17 protein-coding genes and 1 pseudogene are annotated in these 25,371 nt (G+C 63.5%); 7 read left to right on the top strand and 11 right to left on the bottom strand.

Annotated features, from left to right (window positions below):
* Positions 1-121 precede the first annotated feature (121 nt).
* Entirely contained in the window at positions 122-1,801 is a 1,680-nt protein-coding gene (locus BQ8482_RS24195) for an electron transfer flavoprotein-ubiquinone oxidoreductase (RefSeq protein WP_123149914.1), read from the bottom strand.
* 245 nt (positions 1,802-2,046) lie between these two features.
* Between BQ8482_RS24195 and BQ8482_RS24200 the strand changes: the two genes are divergently transcribed.
* From BQ8482_RS24200 to BQ8482_RS24210, 3 genes are all read left to right on the top strand, one after another.
* The gene (locus BQ8482_RS24200) at positions 2,047-2,691 is read left to right on the top strand and encodes a hypothetical protein (protein ID WP_123149872.1); all 645 of its coding nucleotides are present in this window, start codon (positions 2,047-2,049) and stop codon (positions 2,689-2,691) included.
* A gap of 100 nt (positions 2,692-2,791) precedes the next feature.
* The gene (locus BQ8482_RS24205) at positions 2,792-3,676 is read left to right on the top strand and encodes a uracil-DNA glycosylase family protein (protein ID WP_123149873.1); all 885 of its coding nucleotides are present in this window, start codon (positions 2,792-2,794) and stop codon (positions 3,674-3,676) included.
* 275 nt (positions 3,677-3,951) lie between these two features.
* A complete protein-coding gene (locus tag BQ8482_RS24210; RefSeq protein ID WP_123149874.1) occupies positions 3,952-4,764 on the top strand; it encodes a helix-turn-helix domain-containing protein in 813 nt (270 codons plus the stop codon).
* On the opposite strand, the gene BQ8482_RS24215 is transcribed toward BQ8482_RS24210, so the two are convergent.
* Together BQ8482_RS24215 and BQ8482_RS24220 are read right to left on the bottom strand one after the other, a co-directional pair.
* Positions 4,765-5,667 carry a DMT family transporter gene (locus BQ8482_RS24215; RefSeq protein WP_123149915.1) on the bottom strand — a complete coding sequence of 301 codons (903 nt, stop codon included), beginning with the start codon at positions 5,665-5,667 and terminating at the stop codon, positions 4,765-4,767.
* 44 nt (positions 5,668-5,711) lie between these two features.
* Positions 5,712-8,018 carry a xanthine dehydrogenase family protein molybdopterin-binding subunit gene (locus tag BQ8482_RS24220; RefSeq protein ID WP_123149875.1) on the bottom strand — a complete coding sequence of 769 codons (2,307 nt, stop codon included), beginning with the start codon at positions 8,016-8,018 and terminating at the stop codon, positions 5,712-5,714.
* Between the two features lie 155 nt (positions 8,019-8,173).
* Between BQ8482_RS24220 and pepN the strand changes: the two genes are divergently transcribed.
* Both pepN and BQ8482_RS24230 read left to right on the top strand, forming a co-directional pair.
* On the top strand, positions 8,174-10,819 hold the full coding sequence (gene pepN, locus BQ8482_RS24225) for an aminopeptidase N (protein WP_123149876.1): 2,646 nt from the start codon (positions 8,174-8,176) through the stop codon (positions 10,817-10,819).
* Positions 10,820-11,132: 313 nt separating this feature from the next.
* A complete protein-coding gene (locus BQ8482_RS24230) occupies positions 11,133-13,460 on the top strand; it encodes a PAS domain-containing sensor histidine kinase (protein WP_123149877.1) in 2,328 nt (775 codons plus the stop codon).
* Positions 13,461-13,553: 93 nt separating this feature from the next.
* Here the strand turns inward: BQ8482_RS24230 and BQ8482_RS24235 are convergent, their stop codons facing one another.
* The 4 genes from BQ8482_RS24235 to BQ8482_RS24250 all read right to left on the bottom strand — a co-directional run bounded on the left by BQ8482_RS24235 (position 13,554) and on the right by BQ8482_RS24250 (position 20,562).
* Positions 13,554-16,514: a bifunctional [glutamine synthetase] adenylyltransferase/[glutamine synthetase]-adenylyl-L-tyrosine phosphorylase gene (locus tag BQ8482_RS24235; protein ID WP_123149878.1), complete on the bottom strand. Its 2,961-nt coding sequence runs from the start codon at positions 16,512-16,514 to the stop codon at positions 13,554-13,556.
* On the bottom strand, positions 16,514-17,983 hold the full coding sequence (locus tag BQ8482_RS24240; RefSeq protein ID WP_123149879.1) for a sensor histidine kinase: 1,470 nt from the start codon (positions 17,981-17,983) through the stop codon (positions 16,514-16,516). The genes BQ8482_RS24235 and BQ8482_RS24240 overlap by 1 nt, the downstream gene beginning before the upstream one ends.
* Before the next feature lies 1 nt (position 17,984).
* Positions 17,985-18,659: a response regulator transcription factor gene (locus BQ8482_RS24245; protein WP_123149880.1), complete on the bottom strand. Its 675-nt coding sequence runs from the start codon at positions 18,657-18,659 to the stop codon at positions 17,985-17,987.
* A 373-nt stretch (positions 18,660-19,032) separates the two neighbouring features.
* The gene (locus BQ8482_RS24250) at positions 19,033-20,562 is read right to left on the bottom strand and encodes a Do family serine endopeptidase (protein WP_123149916.1); all 1,530 of its coding nucleotides are present in this window, start codon (positions 20,560-20,562) and stop codon (positions 19,033-19,035) included.
* Positions 20,563-20,747: 185 nt separating this feature from the next.
* Between BQ8482_RS24250 and BQ8482_RS24255 the strand changes: the two genes are divergently transcribed.
* The gene (locus tag BQ8482_RS24255; RefSeq protein WP_123149917.1) at positions 20,748-21,017 is read left to right on the top strand and encodes a CopG family ribbon-helix-helix protein; all 270 of its coding nucleotides are present in this window, start codon (positions 20,748-20,750) and stop codon (positions 21,015-21,017) included.
* Positions 21,014-21,321 (top strand): annotated as a pseudogene (locus BQ8482_RS24260) (type II toxin-antitoxin system RelE/ParE family toxin). Before BQ8482_RS24255 ends, BQ8482_RS24260 begins: the two are co-directional and overlap by 4 nt.
* Here BQ8482_RS24260 and BQ8482_RS24265 read toward each other — a convergent pair.
* The 4 genes from BQ8482_RS24265 to ccmI all read right to left on the bottom strand — a co-directional run.
* A complete protein-coding gene (locus tag BQ8482_RS24265; protein ID WP_123149881.1) occupies positions 21,318-21,782 on the bottom strand; it encodes a cytochrome c-type biogenesis protein in 465 nt (154 codons plus the stop codon). The pseudogene BQ8482_RS24260 and the gene BQ8482_RS24265 sit on opposite strands and share 4 nt — an antisense overlap.
* Complete coding sequence (locus tag BQ8482_RS24270) at positions 21,779-23,770, bottom strand: heme lyase CcmF/NrfE family subunit (RefSeq protein ID WP_123149882.1); 1,992 nt, start codon at positions 23,768-23,770, stop codon at positions 21,779-21,781. Before BQ8482_RS24270 ends, BQ8482_RS24265 begins: the two co-directional genes overlap by 4 nt.
* 77 nt (positions 23,771-23,847) lie before the next feature.
* A complete protein-coding gene (gene ccmE, locus BQ8482_RS24275; protein WP_123149883.1) occupies positions 23,848-24,291 on the bottom strand; it encodes a cytochrome c maturation protein CcmE in 444 nt (147 codons plus the stop codon).
* Positions 24,292-24,294: 3 nt separating this feature from the next.
* Positions 24,295-25,371 (bottom strand): c-type cytochrome biogenesis protein CcmI (gene ccmI, locus BQ8482_RS24280; protein WP_123149884.1); only part of this gene is annotated, 1,077 nt, incomplete at its 5' end.

Here is a 25,371-nt window from a genome sequence, read left to right on the forward strand (position 1 = left end):
TAGCATTCAATACGCTCGCCGGATCTGCTCGGCACAGCACCGCGCGATCCCACGTCGAGTGCAAGATGTGCCAGCAGTCTTGCCACTCGTTCTGTCAATTAGGAATAGCTAATATCTGACGCTACATGTTCTGGTAAACTGGGCCTTCGCCACCTTGTGGTGGCACCCAGGTTATGTTTCGGTTCGGGTCCTTGATGTCGCAAGTCTTGCAGTGGACGCAGTTCTGCGCGTTGATGACGAAGCGCACGTCTTTCGCCTCGGGATCGGCGGCGGCGTTGCCATCCTTGTCGACCCATTCGTAGACACTGGCCGGGCAGTAGCGTGTCGAAGGCCCGGCATAGACATCGTGCTCGGAACGCTGCTGCAGATCCATATCCGCGACCAGCAGGTGGACAGGCTCGTTTTCCTCGTGGTTGGTGTTGGAGAGAAACACCGAGGACAGGCGGTCGAAGGTGAGCACGCCGTCCGGCTTCGGATAGGCGATCTTCTTATGCTTGGCGGCCGGCTCCAGCGTCGCATAGTCGGGCTTGCCGTGCTTCAGCGTGCCGAAAGGCGAGAAGCCGAACAGCGTGTTCAGCCACATGTCGAGGCCGCCAATGCCGACGCCGATGGCGGTGCCGAAGCGCGACCACAATGGCTTGACGTTGCGCACCTTCTTCAAATCCTTGCCGATGTCGGTTGCCCGCCATGCCGCCTCGTAAGAAGCCAGTTCGTCATTGGCGCGGCCGGCGCCGATCGCCTCGGCGACATGCTCGGCCGCCAGCATTCCGGAGAGCACGGCATTGTGCGAGCCCTTGATGCGCGGCACGTTGACGAAGCCGGCAGCACACCCAATCAGCGCGCCCCCAGGGAAGGACAGTTTCGGCACCGACTGCCAGCCGCCCTCGGTGATGGCACGGGCGCCATAACCGAGCCGCTTGCCGCCCTCGAATGTGCCTTTGATCGCCGGGTGGGTCTTGAAGCGCTGGAATTCGTCGAATGGCGACAGATAGGGGTTCTTGTAGTTGAGGTGGACGACGAAGCCGACCGCCACCTGGTTGTCCTCCAGGTGGTAGAGGAAGGAGCCGCCGCCGGTCTTCATGTCGAGCGGCCAGCCGAAGGAATGCTGGACAAGGCCTGGCCGGTGGTTCTCCGGCTTGACCTGCCAGAGTTCCTTGAGGCCGATGCCGTATTTGCCGGGCTCACGGCCGTCGGAAAGATGGTATTTGGCGATCAACTGCTTGGCCAGCGAGCCGCGTGCGCCCTCGCCGATCAGCACATATTTGCCCATCAGTGCCATGCCCGGTGCGAAGCCAGGGCCATGCGTGCCGTCCTTCTCGACGCCCATATCGCCGGTGACAACGCCGGTGACCGCGCCCTCGTGACTGTAAATGAGGTCCACGGCGGCAAAGCCCGGATAGATCTCGACGCCCAGCGCCTCGGCCTTGGTCGCCAGCCAGCGGCAGACATTGCCGAGCGAAACGATGTAGTTGCCGTGGTTGTTCATCAGCGGCGGCATCAGGATGTTGGGCAGACGGAACGAACCGGCGGGGCCGAGGACCAGGAAATGGTCTGCCGTGACCGGCGTCTTGAAGGGATGTCCTTCTTCGTCACGCCAGCCCGGCAGCAGCCGGTCGATGCCGATCGGATCGACGACGGCGCCGGACAGGATATGGGCGCCGACTTCGCCGCCCTTTTCAAGGACGACGACGGAAAGCTCGGGATTGACCTGCTTGAGACGGATCGCGGCGGCGAGGCCGGCCGGACCGGCGCCGACGATGACCACGTCGAATTCCATGCTTTCGCGTTCGATCTCGCTCATCAACATCTCACTGGCTACCGCATTTGCGCATCTTGCTGGCTTATCCGCTGCATAGCGCATCAATTCGCGACGTGAAACCGGCGCTGACGTGACAATGCCGATTTCGTCAAAAAGTCGCGCATCGTATACAAAATCGCGGTTTGCGGCCACCGGAACATCGATCCGGGCCAAGCCATTCCAAAGAGAGCCGGCGCCCTGACGTTTTTAATTGTTCGACGGCTTGCTTATCGGCCATACTTCGCACCATGCGCATTCCTGGGCCATCCGGCTTTTCATCGACGCGCTTTTTTTCGTCGCCCGGACGGATTTGCCGGGCGCTCGTTTTGGCCCTTTTGCCGCTGGCGTCCGTTGGCGCCCACGCCGAGCCGCAAAGGGTCTGGGTGGCCGGAGCCTACTCCTTTTCCGACGAACTGGGCGGCTTCCGCATCACCAGCGCCTCGGGCATCGGGACAAAGGAGGACCCGCTTGTCATCACCGAAGAGCTGAATTCGGCGACACCGGTGACACTGACGATCCGCACGACAAAGCCGATCCAGCCCTTCGGCACTGCGGGCCAATTTGCCAATGGCCTCATGTATATGCGCGTCGACGTGCTCAACAACAGCGGCCAGGCCTGGGTCGAGTTCCAGTTCGAACTCCAGGAGATACTCCACCGGCCGAGCGTGTTCGGCGACGGCCTGTCGTTCGACCAGCGCAACAAAACGCCTGACAACATCTGGTCGAGCAGCTTTGTCGATTTCGATCGCGACTTCGAACCCTATGACCGACTGCTGTTCAAGAGCGGCAAGATCGACCCGTTGAAGACAGCAAAATTCGATTACCTGATCACCGACTACACACCGCGCTGGACGTTCTATTTGGTGCAGGATCCGCGTATACCGTCGAGCTAAGAATCCTTGTTTTCGTCATGTCGTTGTCCCAAAACCGCTGCGCGCTTTTGGGCTACATGCATTACTTGCAAATTGCTGCCGCGCGGCGGAATGTGAAAGTATGACTGCCGTTTCCCGAGACGACCGACCAGATATCGCCGACCTGCTGGCCTTCTACGCCAGCGCCGGCGTCGATGAAGCGCTCGAAGACGAGCCGCTGAACAGGTTTGCTGAGGCTGCGTCAAAGCCGCCTGAGCGGGCGCCGGCGACAGTTCCGCCAGTTGGTGGAAGCGCCACACTGCCACGCTCGACAAGCCTGTCACGCGCCGGAATGGGCGAAAGGCAAGCTGCGGCACCGGCGGTGCGCGCGCCGTCCGGGGCGGCGACGGTGCCCGACGAGCAGCAAGCGGCCTTGGCGCGCCAATTGGCAACGATCGCGGCGACCCTGGACGAGCTTCGCCAGCACATGGCGGCATTCGACGGCTGCAATCTCAAATTCACCGCCAAGAACCTGGTGTTCGCCGACGGCAATCCGAATGCCGCGGTGATGCTGGTCGGCGAGGCGCCCGGCCGCGACGAGGACCTCGAGGGATTGCCGTTCGTCGGCCGCTCGGGCCGGCTGCTCGACCGGATGCTGGCCGCGATCGGCCTCGACCGGACGTCGGCCTATATCGCCAATGTCATCCCCTGGCGGCCGCCGGGCAACCGCACGCCGACGCCGCACGAGACCGAGATCTGCCGGCCATTCATCGAACGGCAGATCGAGCTGGTCAATCCGAAGCTGCTGGTCAATTTGGGCGGCCCCTCGGCAAAGACCTTGCTCAACACCACCGAGGGCATCCTGCGGCTGCGCGGCAATTGGCGCGTCCATACGACCGCCTCCGGTATTGCCATTCCCGCCATGCCGACCCTTCACCCGGCCTATCTCTTGAGAACCCCCGCGCACAAGAAGCTGGCGTGGCGGGATTTCCTCGAGGTGAAAGCGAAGCTGCGGGCGCTGGGTTGAGGTGGGGCGCAGCTTCCCTTCTTCCCTTGTGGGAGAAGGTGGATTGGCGCGCGGAGCCAAGACGGTTGAGGGGTGTTGGAAGAAATGAGGCGCTGATGATTCTGTCGCCGTGCGCCAGCTTCTCGACTTGGATGAGGGTGTTTCGCCAAGCTGGAACACCCCTCATCCGACCGAGCTTCGCTCGGCCACCTTCTCCCACAAGGGGAGAAGGAAGAGCGGCATCTATAACCTCACAGGTGATGGAAATGCGATCGCTGCCGGCATAGTGTGCCGCCATGACAGCAACCCAGACTTCCGCCGGCAGCCTCATTCGCGAATGGCGCACGCGCCGGCGCATGAGCCAACTCGATCTCGCCATGGAAGCCGAAATCTCGCAACGGCATCTGAGCTTCGTGGAAAGCGGCCGCGCGGCACCCTCGCGCGATATGGTGCTGCATCTGGCCGAGCAGCTGTCGATCCCACTGAGGCAGCGCAATCAGCTCCTGCTGGCCGCAGGCTTTGCCCCCAGCTTCAGCGAGCGTTCGCTCACCGATGCTTCACTGGCGCCGGCGATGGCTGCCGTCGAGATCGTGCTCAAGGGGCACGAACCCTTCCCAGCTCTGGCTGTCGACCGGCACTGGAACCTGGTGTCGGCGAATGCGGCCATCGGCCCGTTCCTTGCCGATGTCGCCGAGCCCTCCTTGCTGAAGCCCCCGGTCAACGTGCTGCGACTCAGCCTACACCCAGGTGGCGTCGCGCCGCGTATCGTCAACCTGGCCGAATGGCGCGCGCATCTTCTTGATCGGCTGAAACACCAGAACGACGCTTCAGGCGACCCGGTTCTGGTCGAGCTGGAGCGCGAGCTTCGGACCTATCCGTCCGGCCTGAACGGAACACGGCCGGTACCGGTCGAGCCGAACGCGATCGTGCACCCGCTGCGGCTTGCCCATGGCGATGCTGTGCTTTCGTTCATCAGCACCATCACCGTGTTCGGCACGCCGCTCGACGTGACGCTGTCGGAATTGGCGATCGAGTCCTTTTTCCCCGCCGATGAGCAGACAAGGACCGTGCTGGTGCGATTGGCGAAGGAGCGGGCCGAGCCGTCCTGATCATCCTTGCGGCGGGGTCGCCTGGCGGGTGCGAGCACGTTCGAGGCCAAGCTGGCGCTCGCGCCAGATGATGAAGATGCCGGCGGCGACGACGATCGTGCCGCCGACAAGCATGTGAACCGTCGGGACGTCGCCGAAGGCGAGATAGCCGACGGCTATGCCAAGCAGCATCGACGTATATTCGAAGGGCGCCACGACCGAGGCCTCGGCATGGCGATAGGCGGCCGTCATCAGAATCTGAGCGAGCCCGCCGCAAAAGCCCGCAGCTATGAGAAGACCCGCCTGCGCCGGTGTCAGCGCCTGCCAGCCGAACGGCAGCGAAAGCAACGCCAGGACGCTCGCCGTCACCGAAAACCACAGCACGATGGTTGCCGTCGGTTCGCTCTGGACGAGATTGCGCACCAGCAGCATGGCGACGGCCGAGATCGCTGCCGCGACCAAAGCGGCGATGACGCCGAGCACCTCCTGATCGCCGAGTGCAGCGCCCGAACCAAGCAGCGTCAGTTCCGGCCACGAGATGACCAACACCCCGACCAGTCCGACCGCAACCGCGCTCCAGCGATAGACGCGGATTGCTTCGCCGAGGAAGATTGAACTGAACACCACAACCAGCAGCGGTTGTGCGTAGTTCAGCGTGATCGCCTCGGGAAGCGGCAGCCGTGTCAGCGCAAAGAAGCCGAGGCCCATGGCGCAGACGCCGACAACGCCGCGCGCAATGTGGTTGAGCGGACGTTTGGTCGAGAACGCCGTGCCAAGCTTTCCCTGGAAGGCCAGTAAGACGATGATCGGAAAGATGGCGAAGAAGGAGCGGAAGAACACGATCTGGCCAGCCGGCACCGTGCCCGCCGCCTTGATGCAGGACGACATGCCGACAAAAACCGCCACCGACACGATCTTGAGCATGATCCCTGTCAGCGTGTTGTGCCCGCCGGGATGATCTGTCGGGCTCACTTAGCAGTTGCTTCCTGGATCGCCGCCCAGATGCGCGCCGGCGTTGCCGGCATGTCGATATGCCTGATGCCGTAGGCGCGATAGAGCGCATCCGTCACCGCGTTGAGCGCGGCAGGCGTCGCTCCGATCGTGCCAGCCTCGCCGGCGCCCTTGATCCCCAGCGCATTGGTGGTCGAGGGCACGTTGCGGGTCTCGAAATGGAAGAACGGCAAATCGTCGGCGCGCGGCATGGCGTAGTCCATGAAGCTTGCCGTCAACAGCTGCCCGTCCTCGTCATAGACCGTGTTCTCGGTCAGCGCCTGGCCGATGCCCTGGACGACGCCGCCATGCACCTGGCCGGCCAGCAGGATCGGATTCACGGTGACGCCGAAATCGTCGACGATCGTATAGCGAACAATCTCCGTCGTGCCGGTGTCGGGATCGATCTCGACCTCGCAGATGTGGGTGCCGTTCGGATAGGTGCATTCGTCCTGCACGAACTCGCCAAAGCCTTTGAGATCGTCCGGGTTCTTGGCGGCCTTGGCGATGCTCGAAAAATCGATGGTGCGGTCGGTGCCGACGATGCGGGCAACGCCGTTGGATAGTTCGATGTCGCCGGCCGAGGCTTCCAGCTCATCCGCGGCGATACGCTTGATCTTGTTGGCCAGATCCTCGCCCGCGCGAGAAGCTGAGACACCGCCAAGCGGAATGGAGCGCGAGCCGCCGGTACCGCCGCCGGCCTTCAGCTCGTCGGTGTCGCCCTGGCGGACATGGATCTTGTCGATGTCTAGATGAAGTTTTTCCGAGAGGAACTGCGCATAGGCGGTCGCATGCCCCTGCCCGTTGGTCTGGGTGCCGATCTTCAGCGTCACGGTGCCGTCGCCGTTCAGTTCGACAAAGGCCGGTTCAGAGCCCGGAAAGGCGCAGGCCTCGATATAGGTCGCCATGCCGATGCCGCGGATCTTTCCAGCCGCCTTCGACTTCGCCAGCCGCTCCGGAAACGCCTGCCACTCGGCCTGTTCGATGGCGCGGTCCATATGGCCCGCAAATTCGCCGGTATCATAGAGGCGGTCGGTCTGGGTGCGATAGGGAAACTGCTCAGGCCGAATGAAATTGCGCCGGCGGATCTCTTCGACGGGAAGGCCCAGATCGTGGGCGCAGGCGTCGACGAGCTTTTCCAGCAGGAATGCCGCCTCCGGCCGCCCGGCGCCGCGATAGGCGTCGACCGGGCAGGTATTGGTGTAGAGGCCGGTCACCGAAACATCGAGCGCCTGGATGTCGTAGACGCCGGTCGACATGGTGACGCCGATATAGGGGATGAAAGGGCCGTATTGCGAGATATAGGCGCCGATATTGGCGAGCAGATCGACCTTCATGCCGAGGAAGCGGCCGTCCTTGTCCATTGCCATCTCGGCGGTCACGACATTGTCGCGGCCTTGCGCATCGGTGAGGAAATGCTCGTTGCGGTCGCCGGCCCATTTCACCGGACGGCCGAGGCGCCTGGCGGCCTCGAGCACCAGCGGATGTTCGCGATAGACGAAGCTTTTCGGTCCGAAGCCGCCGCCGACATCCGGCGTGATGACGCGCAGCTGGTTCTTCTTGATTTTGAACACGTCGGCCAGGATGTACTGCATCGAATGCACGCCCTGCGAGCCCGTGGTAAGCACGAAACGGTTCTCTTGCGTATTCCACTCGCCAATCGCCGAGCGCGGCTCAATGTAGTTGCAGACCAGCCGGTTGTTGATGAATTCGATGCGGGTGACATGCGCCGCCCTGGCGAATGCCGCCGCGGTCTTCGCCTTGTCGCCGATGTGGTAGCTGAAGGCCCGGTTGGAGCCGAGTTCCGGCCACACCAGCGGCGTGCCCTCGTCAAGCGCCGTGGCGGTGCCGGACGCGGCATCCTCGCTATCGTAATCGACCTCGATCAGTTCGGCCGCGTCCTGCGCTAGTGTGCGGCTGTCGGCGACGACGAAGGCGACAGCGTCGCCGACATAATTGACCCGGTCGCGGCAAAGGACCGGAATGTCGCGCGTCGGTGCCTTGGTGCCGTCCGGCTGCCTCTGCATGACGCCGGATTTCAGCTTGCCGAGATGAGCAATATCCGCACCGGTCAGCACCAGATGGACGCCAGGTGCTGCCTTGGCCGCCTCGGTCGAACCGATGGTGAAGCTTGCCTTGGCCACCGGCGAGCGCAGGACGTAACCGTGCAGGAGGCCGGCCGGCTGGATGTCGTCCGTGTAGCGACCGAGACCCTTGAGCAAGGCTTGGTCCTCGCGACGCAGCACAGAGGCGCCCATGCCGAATTTCGGTGTGACGACGGTCATGGATACCTCGCGATGATGATTGGAAAACGAGTGCCTGAAATAGGCGCTGCGCCAGTTTTGTCGAGTGACGGTTTCGTGTAAAGAGCGCGGGCTTCAAATTTCTTGGACCAGCGGACTCACCTGCCGCTGCGGGAATCGACAGGAAACCTCACGGAATGCGCACGGACACCGGCCAGGTCTTCAAGCTCGAAGACTATCGCCCCACCGACTATCTCATTCCGGAAACCAGCCTGACTTTCCGCCTGTCGCCAGAAGCCACGCGCGTCGTCGCCGTGCTGACGGTCGAACGCCGCGACGGCATCGCGGCATCAGTGCCGCTGGTGCTGGACGGCGATGGGCTGACGCTCAGCCGCATCGCAATCGACGGCCGGACACTTGCGCCGACCGATTTTTTTGCCACGCCCGATCAGCTGACGATCACCTCGCCGCCCGCAGCAACCCGCTTCCAGCTCCTGATCGAAACCGAGCTGGCGCCGGCGCACAACGAAGCCCTGATGGGCCTCTATCGCTCCAGCAACGTCTATTGCACGCAATGCGAGGCCGAGGGCTTTCGGCGCATCACCTATTTTCTCGATCGCCCCGATATCCTGTCCGTCTATACGGTGCGCATCGAGGCGCGGCAGCACGAGGCGCCACTGCTTCTTTCCAACGGCAACCCGGCAGGCAGCGGCGAACTTGCCGACGGCTGGCACTATGCAGTCTGGCACGACCCCTTCCCCAAACCGTCCTATCTGTTCGCCCTGGTGGCGGGCGCTCTCGGCAAGGTTGCGGACAGCTTCGTCACGTTGTCCGGCCGCAAGGTCGAGCTCGGCATCTATGTCGAGCCGGGCAAGGAGCGGCTCGCTGGCTACGCCATGGACGCCCTGAAACGATCGATGAAATGGGACGAGGAGGCGTTCGGCCGCGAATACGACCTCGATGTCTTCAACATCGTCGCCGTGTCCGACTTCAACATGGGCGCGATGGAGAACAAGGGCCTCAACATCTTCAACGACAAATATGTGCTGGCTGACCAGGAGACCGCAACAGACGCCGATTTCGCCAATATCGAGGCGATCATCGCGCATGAGTATTTCCACAATTGGACTGGCAACAGAATCACTTGCCGCGACTGGTTCCAGCTTTGCCTGAAGGAAGGGCTGACGGTTTTCCGCGATCACGAATTCTCCGCCGACCAACGCTCGCGAGCGGTGAAACGCATTGCCGAAGTGCGCACGCTGCGGGCGCATCAGTTTCCCGAAGACCAGGGACCGCTGGCGCATCCGGTGCGACCTCGCCGCTACCGCGAGATCAACAATTTCTACACGGCCACGGTCTACGAAAAGGGCTCGGAAGTGGTGCGCATGATCCGCACCATTCTCGGCAGCGAGACGTTCCGGGCCGGCATGGATCTCTATTTCGAGCGCCACGACGGCGAGGCTGCGACGATCGAGGACTTCATCAAGGTGTTCGAGGATGTGTCCGGCCGCGACCTCTCGCAATTTTCGCTCTGGTACCATCAGGCGGGCACGCCCAATCTGACGATCAGTTCGACGTACAATCCGGCAGCCCAGGAATTCATGCTCGAGATCGAGCAGTCGGTACCGCCAACGCCGTCCGAAAGCCGCAAGCGGCTGATGCATATTCCGCTGGCCTTTAGCCTGGTCGGCGCCGACGGCAAAGCGATAGCCTATAGCGGCGTCGAGGGCGCCAGCGTCGAGGACGGCGTCATCCATATCCGCAAGCGCCGGCACATGGTGCGCTTCTCGGGCGTTGCGGAGCGCCCGGCGATGTCGCTCAACCGCGGCTTCTCGGCGCCGGTGACGCTTTCCGTCGAGCAGAAGGCCGACGATCAATTCTTCCTTGCCGGCCATGACAACGATACCTTCTCGCGCTGGCAGGCATTCAACACGCTTTTGACCGACGCTCTGATATCAGCCTTCCGCGAGGTCCTTGGCGGCAAGCAGCCCGGTTTCGCATCACGGTTGACCGGGCTTGCCGGCAAGATAGCCGGCGACGAGACACTCGAACCGGCCTATCGGGCGCTGGCTCTGGCGCTTCCGGGTGAAGCCGATATCGCCCGTGACATCGGCAAGAACATCGACCCCGATGCCATCTTCTCGGCCCGCGAGGCGCTGACGGTTGCAATCGCCGAGGCCAACCGCGAGATATTCTCCGACCTCTACGATCGTCTGGTCGACAAGCGCGCTTTCAGTCCTGATGCGGCGAGCGCAGGGCGCAGGGCGCTGCGCAATACCTTGCTCGACTATCTCTCGCTACTGCCGGGAGGTGCGGCGCTTGCGGCCCGGCATTTCCAGTCCGCGACCAACATGACGGACCGTGCCGCGGCACTGACCGTGCTTGCGCTCCGCCACCGCGGTTCGCCCGAGACGGTCAAGGCGCTGGCCGACTTCGAAGCGAAATATGCGACCGATCCGCTGGTGATGGACAAATGGTTCCAGGTCCAGGCCAGCGTGCCGGGCCCGCAAACCATTCATGCGGTGCGCGCCCTCACCGGCCACCCGGCCTTCTCGATGGCCAATCCGAACCGGGTGCGCTCGCTCGTCGGCACGTTTTCCAGCGCCAACCAGACCGGCTTCCATCGCGCCGACGGCGAAGGCTACCGGTTTTTCGTCGAAACGGTGCTGCAGGTCGAAAAGCGCAACCCGCAGCTGGCCGCCAGGCTGGCGACGGCACTCAGATCATGGCGCTCGCTCGAACCCGCCCGGCGGGCCAAGGCAAGGGAAGCGCTGCTTTCGATCTCCAATGCCGAGAACCTGTCAGCCGATTTGCGGGACATCGTCGAGCGCACGCTGGCGTAAGGTATGTCGATATTCAGGTGATGCCGGCCTGCGAACGGCGGTTTTCTGCGCTTCCGGTGCTCACGTACCCAAAAGTACGCTCCGCTCCGGTTCTCGGAATCCACCATTTTCGACTCGGCCTGACCTGAATCTCAACACACCTTTGAAGGTTGCCGCCCGGCATCGGGCGGAAAAGCCATTATTTTAGTCGATTTTTAATCTTTTTTCGCCGCGCCTATGGACAAGCCGAATCACCTTTGATTCTTTAGCTGAAGATTCGGAAGTGCGGCGTCGCCGGATCGTCAAGCAGATTTAAAATCGGGGAGAGCCATTTATGGCGAAGGCGGACGCGTGGGGCGCGCCCGGAGGGACGGGTTTTGAGCAGCGTGAGACGAGAAGCGATGGTCTCGCCGGCAACGCGCGGCTCATCGCCGAACCCGCCTACCGACGGCTTCTGGCAGCCGAGCCATTGTTGCGTCGATCGATACCGGCCCTCATCATCATTTTCCTGCTCGTCATCGCGGCGCTGCGGTTCCTGTCGCTGATGAACGAACGTGACGACGTGGAACGCGACGCCAAGGCGATCCTTTCGCTCGCGGCGGGCCAGCTCGCCAGTTCGATGAGCACCGATGCGAAGATGGCCTCAACGCCTGGCGCGACGCAGGACCTGTTGGAGGGGATCAGCCGTCAGGGGGCGATGGGCCGAAGCCACGTGCTTGCGGTCACCGACGGCACGTTCAAGATCGTTGCCGTGACACCGCAATCGACGGGCTGGGAAGGGCGGTCGCTCGATGCCATCGCCCAGGGCGGTCAACCGCTGTTCATGTTCGGCGACCGCGCCGGGGTGATGGAGGTAAGCATCGGCGGCAAGGACTGGTATGCCGCGGTGAGCCTGACAAATGCCAGGAACGGTGCTGCCGCAGCGCTCGTACCGCAGGAAGCGGTCTTCGACACGTGGCGCAAGACCGTTTCGCTCAACGTCACGCTGTTCGTGCTGACAGCCGGCGTGCTGATCGTCATCCTCTACGCCTATTTCGGCCAGGCGGCGCGCGCCCGGGCCGCCGACCGCATTTATCTCGAAGCGCACCAGCGCATCGATATGGCGCTGGTGCGCGGCCGCTGCGGCCTGTGGGACTGGGACATGGTGCGCGGCAAGATGTACTGGTCGCGCTCGATGTACGACATGCTGGGCTATGAGCCCTGCGACACAATGCTGTCGTTCGGCGAGGTCGACGAGATCATCCATCCCGAGGACGGCGACCTGTTCCAGCTCGCCAACAGGATCGTCGCACGCGAGATCGATCACATCGACCAGGTGTTCCGGATGCGCCATGCCGACGGACAATGGGTGTGGATGCGCGCAAGGGCGCAGGTGATCGACTCGGAAGCGCCGGAGATCCAGCTGATCGGCATCGCCGTTGATGTCACCGAGCAGCGGCATCTGGCGCTGCGCTCCGAGGCCGCGGATCTTCGCCTGCGAACGGCCATCGAAAACATCAACGAATCCTTCGTGCTCTGGGATTCCGCCCAGCGCCTGATCATGTGCAATTCCAAATACCAGCAGGACAACGGCCTGTCGGACCGCGACGTGATGCCGGGCGCCTCGCGCGCCGTTCTGGAAGATCGCATGCTTGCCTTCGCTTCGGAGCGTCGGCTTGCCAACACCAACGGGCAGCAAGGCGGCGTGACCTTCGAGCGGCAGCTTGCCGACGGCCGCTGGCTGCAGGTGAACGAGTTGCGGACCAGGGACGGCGGCACCGTCTCGGTCGGCTCCGACATCACCCAGATCAAGCTGCACCAGGAGAAGCTGGTCGACAGCGAGCGCCGGCTGATGGCGACGATCCACGATCTAAGCCTTGCCCGCCGGGCTGAGGAAGAGCGGTCGCGCGAACTGGTCGAGCTCAATCACAAATACATGAAGGAAACCGAGCGCGCCGAGGCCGCGAACCGGGCCAAATCCGAGTTCCTGGCCAACATGTCGCATGAATTGCGCACGCCGCTAAACGCGATCATCGGCTTCTCGGAGCTGATGGAACAGGCACTGTTCGGGCCCTTGGGTTCGCCGCGCTACGAGGAATATGCCACCGACATCAACGGCAGCGGCAAATACCTTCTGGGCGTCATCAACGACATCCTCGACATGTCGAAGATCGAGGCCGGCCAGTTCTCGATGGATCAGGAGGAAATCGACCTCTGCCCGCTGATGCGGGAAACGGTGCGCGTCATCTCGCTGCAGGCAGCGGAAAAGTCGATCACCGTCGAAACACGCATCCCCGATTCGCTGACGCTGTTCGCCGACCGCCGGGCGATCAAGCAGATCATCATCAACCTGCTGTCGAACGCGGTGAAATTCACTGGCCAGGGCGGCCGCATCGCGGTAAGGGCCCGCAACACATCCAGCGCTCTGGTCCTGACGATCGAAGACAATGGCTGCGGCATCCCGAAGGAGGCGCTGAGCAAGCTCGGGCGGCCCTTCGAACAGGTGCAGAACCAGTTTTCCAAGAGCCATGCCGGATCTGGCCTTGGCCTTGCCATCTCACGCTCGTTGGCCGAGCTTCAGGGCGGCGCTTTGAAAATCCGCTCCACCGAAGGCACCGGCACGATCGTGTCGGTGCGCATTCCGACCAGGAAGCCGACGCAGCCGGTCAGGGCCGCCGCCTGACCCTCTGTTGTCGTGAAGTGGTTGGAACTTTCGGGATGGCCGGAGGGACAGCGCCCCCGACGCAATTCGAAACAGCTGTTTGATGTTGCGGCGTCATGACCGTTTCGCACGAAGCAAAAGGTCGAAATCCTTTCTGACCTTTTGCGAAGTCTCCTTGAGGTGCGCTTCCAGCACAGCGAAATCCGGCAGGTCGGTGACCGCCAGAAGCAGATCCAAAAGCCCCGGCGGAACATCGTCCCGTTCGAACACGCCGGTGAGGCAGAGCCGCGTCATCTGGGTCACCGCCAGATAAAGCTCATAGGCATCGCAAAGCTCCTGCCTGACCTGGGCCTCGGCGAAATCCGGCGCCAGCCTCGACAGGACTTCCGCTGTCCCAGTGACCCGGCGGCCGGCTTCGACCTTTCCCGTGATCACCGCCACCTGCGCGATGAATTCGAGATCGATGAGACCGCCCGGGATCAGCTTGATGTCCCAGAGATCGCGCGGCGGCTTCTCCTTCTCGATCATCGCGCGCATCTCGGCAGCCTCGGCCATCACCTTGACGCTGTTGCGCGGCAGGGCAAGCACCGCCGCCACCTCGGCCTCGACCTCGGTGCAGAGCGCTTGATCGCCACCGATCGCGCGGGCCCTGGACAGCGCCATATGCTCCCATGTCCAGGCGTCCTTGCGCTGGTACTTCTTGAAGGCATCGACATGGGTGGCAACCGGCCCCTTGTTGCCGGATGGCCGCAAGCGAAGGTCGAGCTCGTAGAGAACGCCCTCGGCGGTCGGCGCGGACACGGCTGATATCAACCGCTGCGTCATCCTGGAGTAATAGTGGGATGGGGCGAGCGGCTTGTCGCCGTCGGATTCTTCGGCATCCGCATCGTGATCATAGAGGAGGATGAGGTCGACGTCGGAGCCGGCCGTCAGTTCGCGGCTGCCGAGCTTGCCCATGCCGAGCAGCGCAACGGTGCCGCCGGCGATGCGACCGTGACGCAGCGCGAACTCGGCGATGACCGCCTGCAGCGCCGCGTCGATGGTGAGATCGGCCAGATCGGAAAAGGCACGGCCGGCGCGGGCCGGATCAATCGAGCCGGCAAGCAGCCTGACACCGATCAGGAATTTTTGCTCGGACGCAAAGATGCGCAAACGGTCGAGCACGTCCTCATAGGCCCTGTCGCCCTCGAGGAAGGCGGCGAGACGGCCGGACAGATAGGCGCGGTCCGGCAGCTCGGTCAAAAGGGCCGGATCCAACAGGCCATCGAACACGTGCGGCCGGCGCGTGATGATAGCGGCCAGCCGTGGGGCCGCGCCCATGATCGTCGCCAGCAGCTTCAGCAGAGCCGGATTGGACTGGAGCAGCGAGAAGAGCTGGATGCCGGCGGGCAGGCCGGCAAGGAATTCGTCGAAGCGCATCAACGCCTCGTCCGCCCGGCGCGTCTGACCGAAGGATTGCAGCAGCGCCGGCGTCAGTTCGGTCAACCGCTCGCGCGCCTCGGCCGACTGGGTGACGCGATAGCGGCCGAAATGCCAGCCGCGGATGACTCGGCAGATGTCGCTCGCCCGCTGGAACCCCAATCTCTGCAGGGTCTGCAACGTATCGGGGTCATCGACATCGCCGGTAAAGACCAGATTGCCGATGCCCGCCGAAAGCTCGGGCGCGGTTTCGAAAAGCGCTGCATAGTGACGTTCGACCTGGTGGAGTGCGGCACGAAACGCCTCTGCAAACGTCGCCGCATCGGCAAAACCGAGTATGCGGGCAATGCGTTCGAGCTCTTCGTCATCTTCCGGCAGTACATGGATCTGCTCGTCGGCGACCATCTGGACGGCATGCTCGACGCGGCGCAGGAACCAGTATTGCCGGGCGAGCGCGTCGCGCGCATCGGCCGTGATCCAGCCGCGTGCCGCAAGCTGGCCAAGCATCGGCACGGTCTCGCGGCCGCGCAGCTCGGGGAAGCGACCGCCGGCGATGAGCTGCTGGGTCTGGACGAAAAATTCGATCTCGCGAATGCCGCCGCGGCCGAGCTTGACGTTGTGGCCCTTCACCGCGATCTCACCAAGACCCTTGTGGGCGTGGATCTGGCGCTTGATCGAATGGACGTCGGCGATCGCCGCATAGTCCATGTATTTGCGCCAGATGTAGGGCTGGAGATCCTTCAGGAACGCAGCACCGGCGGCGAGATCGCCGGCCACCGGACGCGCCTTGATCATGGCGGCGCGCTCCCAGTTCTGGCCGCGCGCCTCGTAGTAGCGCAGTGCCGCCTCGACCGGGATCGCCAGCGGCGTAGAACCGGGATCGGGACGAAGCCTGAGGTCGGTGCGGAAAACATAGCCGTGTTCGGTGCGATCCTGGAGAATGCGGACCAGCCGGCGGGTCAGGCGCGAAAACAGCTCCGTCGCATCGAGCGGGTCGACGACGGCAGACGCCTGCGGGTCGAAGAAAACGACGAGGTCGATGTCGGAGGAGAAGTTCAGCTCATGGGCGCCCAGCTTGCCCATGCCGAGCAGGATCCAGCCCGACCGGCGCGCCGGATCCTCGAGGTCCGGCAGTTTGAGCTTGCCTTGTCCGTGCGCGTCGCGAAGCAGGAAGTCGACGGCAGCGCGGGTGCAGGCGTCGGCAAGATCGCTCAGCCGCTGTACTGTGACTGCTGTTTCAGCCTCGCCTGCAAGGTCGGCCAGCGCGATCAGGACATGCGCTTCCGCTTTCAGTTGCCGCAGCTCCATCATCAGGCTGTTTTCGGAGATGGCTTCCGCCCGCGCAGCCTTGTCGATGGAGGCGCCGATCGACGCCAGCCGGGCCACGACGGTCTCATCGAAAAGCGCATCCACGATCTGCGGGCGGCGGCGTACTGTGTCGCGGAGAAACGGCGACAGGTCGAACACTGCGGCGAGGAAATCCTGGACGGCGCCCTTGCCGGTGAGAAATTTCGCGAGCCGGGGAAGCCCGTCTTCCTGCGCAGCGGAAGCGATTTCCGACAATTCCCGCCTGGCGCGGCTCCGATCCAGGGGGACGAGCTTTGCCGCCGGCTTCAGAAGCCAGTTGGTCTGTTCCGCAGCCGCCCTCACCGCCATCAGCGATCCTCCCGTTCGGGAAAACTCATGACGACGGACAATCCGGGATCGGCGGGCAGAAGATCAAGCCGTCCGTTGTGGAATGTCATGATTGCCTTGGCAAGGCTGAGGCCCAGACCGGAGCCCGGCTGCGAGCGGCTCTTCTCCAGGCGCACGAAACGCTCGGTCGCCCTGGCGCGATCGGCATCGTCGGGAATGCCCTGGCCGTTGTCTGTGACGGAAAGCCTGATTTCGCTACCGACGCGATCGAGCGTCACGCGGACGATCGGCTTGGATGTCGAATCGGTCGAATATTTGATCGCGTTGTCGACGATGTTCGATAGCGCCTGGCCGATCAGCTCGCGATTGCCTTCAACGGCGAAGGCATCCTGCACCGAGGTCTCGAGTGTCACTCCCGCCTCCTCCGCCACCGGCTCGTAGAGCTCGACGACATCGCGCACGGACGCAGCCAGATCGACCCGGCTGGTGCTTTCTGAGGAATAGCCCGCCTCCAGCCTGGAGATCATCAGGATGGCGTTGAAGGTCTTTATCAGCTGGTCGGACTCGGCGATGGTCGCTTCCAGCGCCTGGCGGTAGTCGGTGGGGTTGTGCTTGCCGGAGAGCGTCGCCTCGGCGCGGTTGCGCAGCCGGGTCAGCGGCGTCTTCAGATCGTGGGCGATGTTGTCGGAGACCTGCTTTAGCCCTTCATTCAGCGTGGCGATCCTGGCCAGCATGGAATTGAGATTTTCAGAGAGCCGATCGAACTCGTCGCCGGCGCCGGTGACCGGTAGCCGGCCGGAAAGGTCGCCGCCCATGATGCGGCGACTGGCCTCCGACACCGAGTCGATGCGCTTCAGCGCCGCGCGTCCGACGAAGAACCAGATCAAGAATCCGCCGAGCGCCATCATGCCGAGCGCCAGCATCAAAGCGCGGCGGATGACGGCGCGGAACCGCTCCGGCTCGCCGAGATCGCGGCCGACGAGCATGATCATCTGGTTCGGCAGGCGCAGCACCAAAGCAATGGCGTTGTGGCCCTTCTCGCCTTCGACCTGGACTTCGCTCTGGCTGGGTTCGTTCGGGTCGGCGACTGGGTTGCGCTGCCGCTCGAGCTCGCCCTCGCCGAAGCGCCGGTAGGAAAACGGCTCCGTCGTCCAGCCCTCGGCCTCGAGAACGCCGGGCTCCAGGCTCTGCACGTTTCCGGTTAGGATCTGGCCGTTGGTGTCGGCGATCAAATAGAGATTGGCGCCGGGCTGGCGGGAGCGCTGCTCGACCACGCGGACCAGCAGCGGCAAGCCGCCGCGCTGGTAGGCCCGGGCGAGGCCGAGCACTTCGTCGTTGATAGTCTCCTGCGTCTGGCCGGTCAGCATGCGTGCCGACAGCGAGGTCATGTAGAAGACGAGCAGCACCGCACAGATGGCGAACAGCAGGAGATAGAGCGCCGAAAGCCGCGCTGCCGTCGTCTTCATGATGGCCGGCATGGAGAGAGCCATGCTACCCGCTCTTGAGCATATAGCCGGCGCCACGAACCGTGTGCAGGATCGGCTTGTCGAAGCCCTTCTCGATCTTGCCGCGCAGCCGCGAGACGTGAACGTCGATGACGTTGGTCTGCGGATCGAAATGGTAGTCCCAGACATTTTCCAGCAGCATGGTGCGCGTCACCACCTGACCTGCATGGCGCATCAGATATTCAAGCAGGCGGAACTCGCGCGGCTGCAGCGTGATCTCGCGCGCCGCGCGCCGCACCGAATGAGAGAGCCTGTCGAGTTCGAGATCGCCGACCCGGTAGACGGTTTCGGCTTCCTTGGCGCTGGCGCGGCGGTTCAGCACCTCGACCCGGGCCAGAAGCTCGGAAAAGGCATAGGGCTTGGTCAGATAGTCGTCGCCGCCGGCGCGCAAGCCGGTGACCCGGTCGTCGACTTCGCCGAGCGCCGACAGGATCAGCACCGGCGTTGTATTGCCTCTGGATCTCAGACCGGCGATGACCGACAGGCCGTCGCGGCGCGGCAACATGCGGTCGACGACCATCACGTCATAGTCGCCGGAGTCAGCGAGCGCGAAGCCGGTTTCGCCGTCGCCGGCGACATGGGCGGTGTGGCCGGCCTCGGTAAAGGCTTTCTGGAGGTAATCGGCCGCCTCGCGATCGTCTTCTATGACGAGAATCTTCATGGGACCGTTATACGCGATTTCGCTGGAAGATTGAGTGGCCGGCATAATGCATCGTGGCCTTCACCAGGGCGTATCGCGAACAAATTTGATTCAAGGATACGCAGTAAGTCTTTGTTTTGAAATGTCGTTGCCCCAGAGCCATCGGCACCCTCGGATCAAGCCCGAGGCTCATCCCAAAACCGCTTCACACTTCTGGGCGAGATGCTCTGTTGTTCGAGCATATCGTCATGCACTGTTCGAGCGGCAGCGGGCGATGGGAGCCCGCTGCCGCTGGGGCGGAACACGATGACTGACTAACGCATTCAAGCCCCGTGCTTTCCCCATGTGACGGCTCGGGGTGTTTGAAACCGCCGCACCGGAAAAGTCTGGAACGTCAGCCCTTGGCGACAGGCAGCGCGACGAAGCGGTTGCTGTTGTCGCGGGTGATCTGCATCAGCACCGCCTTGCGGCCCGATTTCACCGCATCGGCCATGGCCTTGGCGACGTCGTCGGTGCCATTGACCTCCGTCGAATTGACCGAGGTGATGACGTCGCCGGGCTGGATGCCGCGATCGGCGGCATCGCTATCGGGATCGACATCGGTCACCACAAGCCCTTTGCCATCATCGGACCTGGTGACGGTGAGGCCGAGATCGGCCAGCGTATCGGCCTTTGGCGGAGCGGAAGGCTGCTGGTCGGCCGAAGCCTGCTTGTCGCTCAAAGGCAGCGTGCCGAGATCAACCTTGACGGTCTCACTCTTGCCGTCACGCCACAGCGTGACGTCGACCGGCTTGCCGGGCTGGTAGGCGCCGATCAGACGGGCGAGTTCCTTCGGCGAAGCGACGTCCTTGCCGTCCACCTGAGTGATGACGTCGCCAGCTGATATGCCGGCCTTCTTGCCGGGACCATCGTCCTGGGCGCTGGAAACGAGCGCACCCTTATCGGACTTCAGCCCGAGCGATTCGGCGATTTCGGAGGTGACCGGCTGGATCTCGACGCCAAGCCAGCCGCGCTGCACGGTGCCGTCCTCCATCAAATCCTGCACGACCTGTTTGGCGGTCGAGGCGGGAATGTCGAAGGCAATGCCGACGCTGCCGCCGGACGGCGAGAAGATCGCGGTGTTGATGCCGACGACCTGGCCGTTGAGGTTGAAGGTCGGGCCGCCCGAATTGCCGCGGTTCACTGAGGCGTCGATCTGGATGAAGTCATCATAGGGACCGGCGCCGATATCGCGGCCACGGGCCGAGACGATGCCGGCGGTGACCGTGCCGCCGAGGCCGAACGGATTGCCGACGGCCACGACCCAGTCGCCGACGCGAACCTTGGAATCATCGGCGAAGTCGACATAGGTGAACTTGCCGTCGCCTTCGACCTTGAGCACGGCGAGATCGGTGCGAGGATCCGTGCCGACCAGTTTGGCGTCGAGTTCCTTGCCGTCATGCATCACGACCGTGAAGGACGAGCCCTCTCCGACGACATGGTTGTTGGTGACGAGGTAGCCATCCTCGGAGATGAAGAAACCGGAACCCTGGGCGACCGGCCGCGGCTGGCGGTCACGGCGTCCGAAACGTCGCATTCCATCCCGGCCATCCTGATCGCCAAAGCCACGGAACTCCCTGAAGAAGCGGCGCAATTGCGGATCATCGGGAAGATTGCCGAAGGCGTCGGGCAGGTCGGAGCCGTCGTCGGCGGTCGATTCTATCTTGGCTTTGACGCGGACACTGACGACCGCCGGCGAAACGCGCTCGACCACGTCGGCGAAGCTTGGGACCTGCGGTGCCTCGACACGCACGGCCTCGGCCAGGACCGGGGCTGTCCCGGTGGCAACCGCGCCGAAGCCGATCGCGCCGGCAATGGCAACTGAAGCGGCGGCGGCCATCAGGCGTTTGCGGGTGCGGGGATATGAATTGGGGGCAATATTCATGGGTGTCGTATCCTCTTTCAAGGGATGCGCTTCGGTCGGCATCCTCAGCCAAGAGAAATAGAGGCGCGCACATTACGGCGCCATTTCCGGTGCATGAAACTTTGGTAATGTTTGCGGGCACAAACGCCTTGGTTGCGCCCGTCCGTTGCCCTATGCTGTACACAGTTCAGCACAAGGCCTTCACCATGACCGCAAGCGCCACCATGACGATTCGGGTTTCGTCCGAAACCAAGCTGAAGCCGGAGCGGATCGCCGCCGACACTCGGCGCTGCAAATCCTTCCTCGCGGCCGAGGCGATATCGGCCTATGTCGATCGCGAGCTTGAGATCATCGAAGTCATCAAACGCGGCATGGCCGACGCGGCAGCTGGCCGTGTCGTGCCGCACGACGAAGCCATGGCGGAAATCGACGCCATCATCGAAGCGTCGAAAGCCAGGCGTGCGGACAAGGCGTGAAGCGGTTCGTCTTTTGGTCGCGAGAAGCGCTGGCGACATCAAACAGCAAATCGCCTTCATCGCGCGGGACAATCCAGCCGCCGCCAGACGCCTTGCGGATCGCATTCGTGATGCGGGCCGCGGTCTTGGCGACATGGCGACGGGCCGGCCTGGCCGAGTAACAGGCACCTATGAGAAGCCCATCAGCCGCCTGCCCTACGTCATTGCCTATGAGCCGCGGCCGATCGCCGGGCGTGAGAGCGTCGTTATCTTGCACGTCATTCACACGTCCCGGGACTGGCCGCCGGAGGAATGGCCGAATTAGTTACCCAGCATCTTGTCCAACGCCGCCTTCTCCTCGGCGGTGAGCATGGCCGCAGGCGTCGAACGGCGCGACCGGGCGGTCAGCACGATGAAAATCCCGCCGGCAAGCAGCAGAAGGACCGGCGTGCCCCACAACAGCGCATTGCGCAGGCTGAAGCGCGGCTTCAACAGCACGAACTCGCCGTAGCGGGAAACGATGTAGTCGATCACCTGCCGGTCGGTGTCGCCGGCGACGAGGCGCTGGCGAACCAGCACGCGCAGGTCGCGGGCAAGTTCGGCATCGGATTCGTCGATCGACTGGTTCTGGCAAACCATGCAGCGCAGCTGCTCCGAAAGCGCCCGCGCCCGCGCCTCGAGCGCCGGGTCGGCCAGAACCTCGTCTGGCTTCACCGCAAGTGCGGCGCCGGCAAACAACAGTGTCAGCAGCAGGATCAGCGAAACCAGCGAAAATCTCGCGGTCATGGCAGGCTCGCAGAAGACAGGGCGCCCGTCGACTTGCGGCGGCGGGACGGTGCGCCGACGCGCAGCCGCCGGTCCATCAGCGACATCGCAGCACCTGCCATCATGACAAGGGCGCCGCCCCAGATCAGCGTCACCAGCGGCTTCCACCACAGCCGCACCACGACGGAGCCGTCGGTCGCCTCGTCGCCAAGCGAGAGATAGAGCTGGCTGAAACCGATCGTCTTGATACCGGACTCGGTCGTCGTCATCTGCCGGACGGGATAGGAGCGCTTGGACGAGGTGATTACGGCGGCAGTGCGTCCATCGGCGCCGAGCAGGGCGAAGCGGCCGCGATCCTCGCTATAGTTAGGCCCCTGGGCCGGATAGAGCCCTTCGAAACGCAGTGTGTGGCCGGACAGTTGCACGGTCTCGCCTGCATGCATCGACAAGATCCTTTCGGTGCCGAAGCAAAGCGTGCCGATGATCCCCAGCGTTGTCAGCCCGAGGCCGAGATGGGCGAGCGCGGTGCCGAAGACCGAACGCGGCAGGCCGGCGAAGCGACTGAGCACAACGCCGGGCGCGACACTGCCAAAGCCGGACTTGACGGCAATATCGGTGAGCGCGCCGCAGATCAGCCAGAAGCCCAGGCCGACGCCAAGTGCTGCGAACACCGACGCGCCGTCGATGAACAAGGCCGTCACCAGCACGGCCAGAAGCGCTGCGGCGAAAGCCGCCATCAGCCGCTGGGCGACGGCGAAAATGTCGCCGCGCTTCCAGGCCAGCAGCGGTCCGAACGGGACCACGGCCAGAAGCGGCACCATCAGCGGGCCGAATGTCAGGTTGAAGAATGGCGCGCCGACCGAAATCTTGTCGGCAGAAACGGCCTCGACGGCCAACGGATACAGCGTGCCGATCAGCACGGTGGCGGTGGCCGTAGTCAGGAACAGATTGTTGAGGACCAGCGCCCCCTCGCGCGAGATCGGATGAAACAGGCCGCCGGCCGTCAACCTGGAGGCGCGAAAGGCGAACAACGCCAGTGATCCGCCGATGAACAGTGTCAGGATACAGAGAATGAACACGCCGCGCGTCGGATCGGTGGCGAAGGCGTGGACGGAAGTGAGCACGCCGGAGCGCACCAGGAACGTGCCGAGCAGCGATAGCGAGAATGTCAGGATCGCCAGCAACAGCGTCCAGATCTTCAAGGCCGAGCGCTTTTCCATGACGATCGCCGAATGGAGCAGCGCGGTGCCGGCCAGCCAAGGCATGAAGGAGGCGTTCTCGACCGGATCCCAGAACCAGAAACCGCCCCAGCCAAGTTCGTAATAGGCCCAGTAGGAACCCATGGCGATGCCGCCGGTCAGGAACATCCAGGCGACCAGCGTCCATGGCCGCACCCAGCGCGCCCAGGACGCGTCGATGCGACCTTCGATGAGGGCGGCGACCGAGAAGGAAAAGCAGATCGAGAAGCCGACATAGCCGAGATAGAGCAGCGGCGGATGGAGGGCGAGGCCAAGATCCTGCAGGATCGGGTTGAGATCGCGGCCCTCAATCGGCGCCGGATTGAGCCTGGCGAACGGGTTGGAGGTCGCCAGGATGAACAGGAAAAAGGTGGCGCCGATCGCGCCTTGCACGGCCAGCACATTGGCTCGAAGGGTCGCGGGAAGATTGCTGCCGAAAGCAGCGACGAGCGCGCCGAAAAAGGTCAGGATCAGCACCCAGAGCAGCATCGAGCCCTCGTGATTGCCCCAGGTGCCGGTGATCTTGTAGATCAGCGGCTGCAGCGAATGCGAGTTGTCCCAGACGTTGGCCACCGAAAAATCGGACGTTGCATAGGCTATCGCCAGCGCCGCGAAGGACAGAGCGGTCAAGGCAAAGCCGGTCACCGCGACCGGACCGCCGACGGCCATCATCTTCTGGTTGTTCATGCGCGCGCCGAACATCGGCACCAGCGTCTGCACCAAAGACAGCGCGAACGCCAGGACCAGCGCGAAATGTCCAGTTTCAACCATTGTGGCCAAGCCCGCCAGGTTTTTGTTTTGCCGCAGGATCTTGCCGCAAAACCGAGGGACACTTTTGCGGAACCTGCTTAGTCACTCTTGCTCTCCTGCCACACGCCCTTGGATTTTAGGCTCTCGGCCACCTCCTTGGGCATGTAGTTCTCGTCGTGTTTGGCCAGCACGCTGTCGGCGACGAAGACGCCGTCCGGGCGAAACGTGCCTTCAGTGATGACGCCCTGCTCCTCGCGGAAAAGGTCGGGAAGAATGCCGGTGTAGGTGACCTTGACCTGCTTCTGGTTGTCGGTCACCGAAAAGGCGACGGTGGCCCCCTGACCGCGCTCGATCGTACCTTTTTCGACGAGGCCGCCGAGTCTGATACGCTGCCCGGGCTGCAGGCTGGCGTTGGTCAGATCGGCGGGCATGTAGAAGTAGGAGGCCTTCTGGCCGAGCGCGTAGAAGGTCAGACCGGTGGCGGCACCGAGAAAGGCCAACCCTCCGGCGATCACCGACAGTCTTTTCTGCTTGCGCGTCATGTTTTACTCCGTCGCCGTCAGGCCAATCGAGACGGCAAAGGCGGTGAATTTCTTCGCTTCCTCACTATCGGAGCCAAAAACGGCGATACCGCGATTGAGCGCGTCGCGTGCCTGATCGGCCTTGCCCAGCACGACATAGGAACGAATAAGCTGCATCCATCCTTCCGCATCGCGCGGGTTTTGCCGAAGTCTTTCATCAAGTCCCGCAACCATGGTGTTGATCATCGCTTCCCTATCCTGCGGCGACATCGACGAGGCGGCATCGACATCCCCGGCGTCCGGGCCTTTTGCAGGCACTCCCGAAGCGACGCTCTGCCTGGCGGATTCGGCCAGTGCCTGCTCGACGGCGGCGCGCCAGGCTGAGTCCTGCGGCAGGGCCGCGAGCATTTTCTGCCAGCCAGCTGTCGCCTCCTTAATGCGGCCTTCCTGCGCCATGCCCATCGCCAGATAAAAGCTGGCCTTCGGATTTGCCGGATCGAGCTTCAGCGCCGCCTCGAAGGCGGCCTGAGCGTCGGCCGAGACAATGCCGCCCGCTGCGCTGGCGATCGCCTCGCCGAGGCCGGCCTGGCGGGCAGCGCTGTCGCCGTCGAGGCGAATGGCGTTGCGGTACGCCGTCACCGCGTCGGAAAACCGCTGCATGCGCAGATAGACCGGCGCCAGAACGTCCCAACCCCTGCCGTCGGACGGATTGGCGGCAAGGTGGGCCTCGGCGCGTGCCACCAGTTCGTCCACCGAACTGTCGGCGGGATTCCTGGCCAGTCGCTCGCTGAGCGGCTGCGACGGCAGATCGGGCGAGCCGAGCTGGCTGTACAAGCCCCAACTGACCAGCGGAACCGCCAGGACCGCGGCCGTCGCAACCAGCCTGGTCGCCATCGACGGCTGCCGCGCCGCTGCTTTGTCGGCGGCATTGTCCAGGCGAAGGATGCGGCGGGCGATCTCCGCACGCGCCTCTTCGGCCTCCGCCGGCTGGATCAGGCCACGCGCCACGTCCCGGTCAAGCTCGGACAACTGGTCGCGATAGACTTCAAGGTCATGATCGCTGCTCGCCGAACCACCCTTCGGGATAGTGTCCTGAAGGTT

This window comes from Mesorhizobium delmotii (assembly GCF_900149755.1).
GTDB lineage: Bacteria > Pseudomonadota > Alphaproteobacteria > Rhizobiales > Rhizobiaceae > Mesorhizobium > Mesorhizobium delmotii.

Bases quoted from the DNA above. Each gene is read 5' to 3' on its own strand.
- BQ8482_RS24195 (WP_123149914.1), bottom strand. From the start codon at position 1,801: ATGAGCGAGATCGAACGCGAAAGCATGGAATTCGACGTGGTCATCGTC.
- BQ8482_RS24200 (WP_123149872.1), top strand. From the start codon at position 2,047: ATGCGCATTCCTGGGCCATCCGGCTTTTCATCGACGCGCTTTTTTTCG.
- BQ8482_RS24205 (WP_123149873.1), top strand. From the start codon at position 2,792: ATGACTGCCGTTTCCCGAGACGACCGACCAGATATCGCCGACCTGCTG.
- BQ8482_RS24210 (WP_123149874.1), top strand. From the start codon at position 3,952: ATGACAGCAACCCAGACTTCCGCCGGCAGCCTCATTCGCGAATGGCGC.
- BQ8482_RS24215 (WP_123149915.1), bottom strand. From the start codon at position 5,667: ATGCTCAAGATCGTGTCGGTGGCGGTTTTTGTCGGCATGTCGTCCTGC.
- BQ8482_RS24220 (WP_123149875.1), bottom strand. From the start codon at position 8,018: ATGACCGTCGTCACACCGAAATTCGGCATGGGCGCCTCTGTGCTGCGT.
- pepN (WP_123149876.1), top strand. From the start codon at position 8,174: ATGCGCACGGACACCGGCCAGGTCTTCAAGCTCGAAGACTATCGCCCC.
- BQ8482_RS24230 (WP_123149877.1), top strand. From the start codon at position 11,133: ATGGCGAAGGCGGACGCGTGGGGCGCGCCCGGAGGGACGGGTTTTGAG.
- BQ8482_RS24235 (WP_123149878.1), bottom strand. From the start codon at position 16,514: ATGGCGGTGAGGGCGGCTGCGGAACAGACCAACTGGCTTCTGAAGCCG.
- BQ8482_RS24240 (WP_123149879.1), bottom strand. From the start codon at position 17,983: ATGGCTCTCTCCATGCCGGCCATCATGAAGACGACGGCAGCGCGGCTT.
- BQ8482_RS24245 (WP_123149880.1), bottom strand. From the start codon at position 18,659: ATGAAGATTCTCGTCATAGAAGACGATCGCGAGGCGGCCGATTACCTC.
- BQ8482_RS24250 (WP_123149916.1), bottom strand. From the start codon at position 20,562: ATGAATATTGCCCCCAATTCATATCCCCGCACCCGCAAACGCCTGATG.
- BQ8482_RS24255 (WP_123149917.1), top strand. From the start codon at position 20,748: ATGACCGCAAGCGCCACCATGACGATTCGGGTTTCGTCCGAAACCAAG.
- BQ8482_RS24265 (WP_123149881.1), bottom strand. From the start codon at position 21,782: ATGACCGCGAGATTTTCGCTGGTTTCGCTGATCCTGCTGCTGACACTG.
- BQ8482_RS24270 (WP_123149882.1), bottom strand. From the start codon at position 23,770: ATGGTTGAAACTGGACATTTCGCGCTGGTCCTGGCGTTCGCGCTGTCT.
- ccmE (WP_123149883.1), bottom strand. From the start codon at position 24,291: ATGACGCGCAAGCAGAAAAGACTGTCGGTGATCGCCGGAGGGTTGGCC.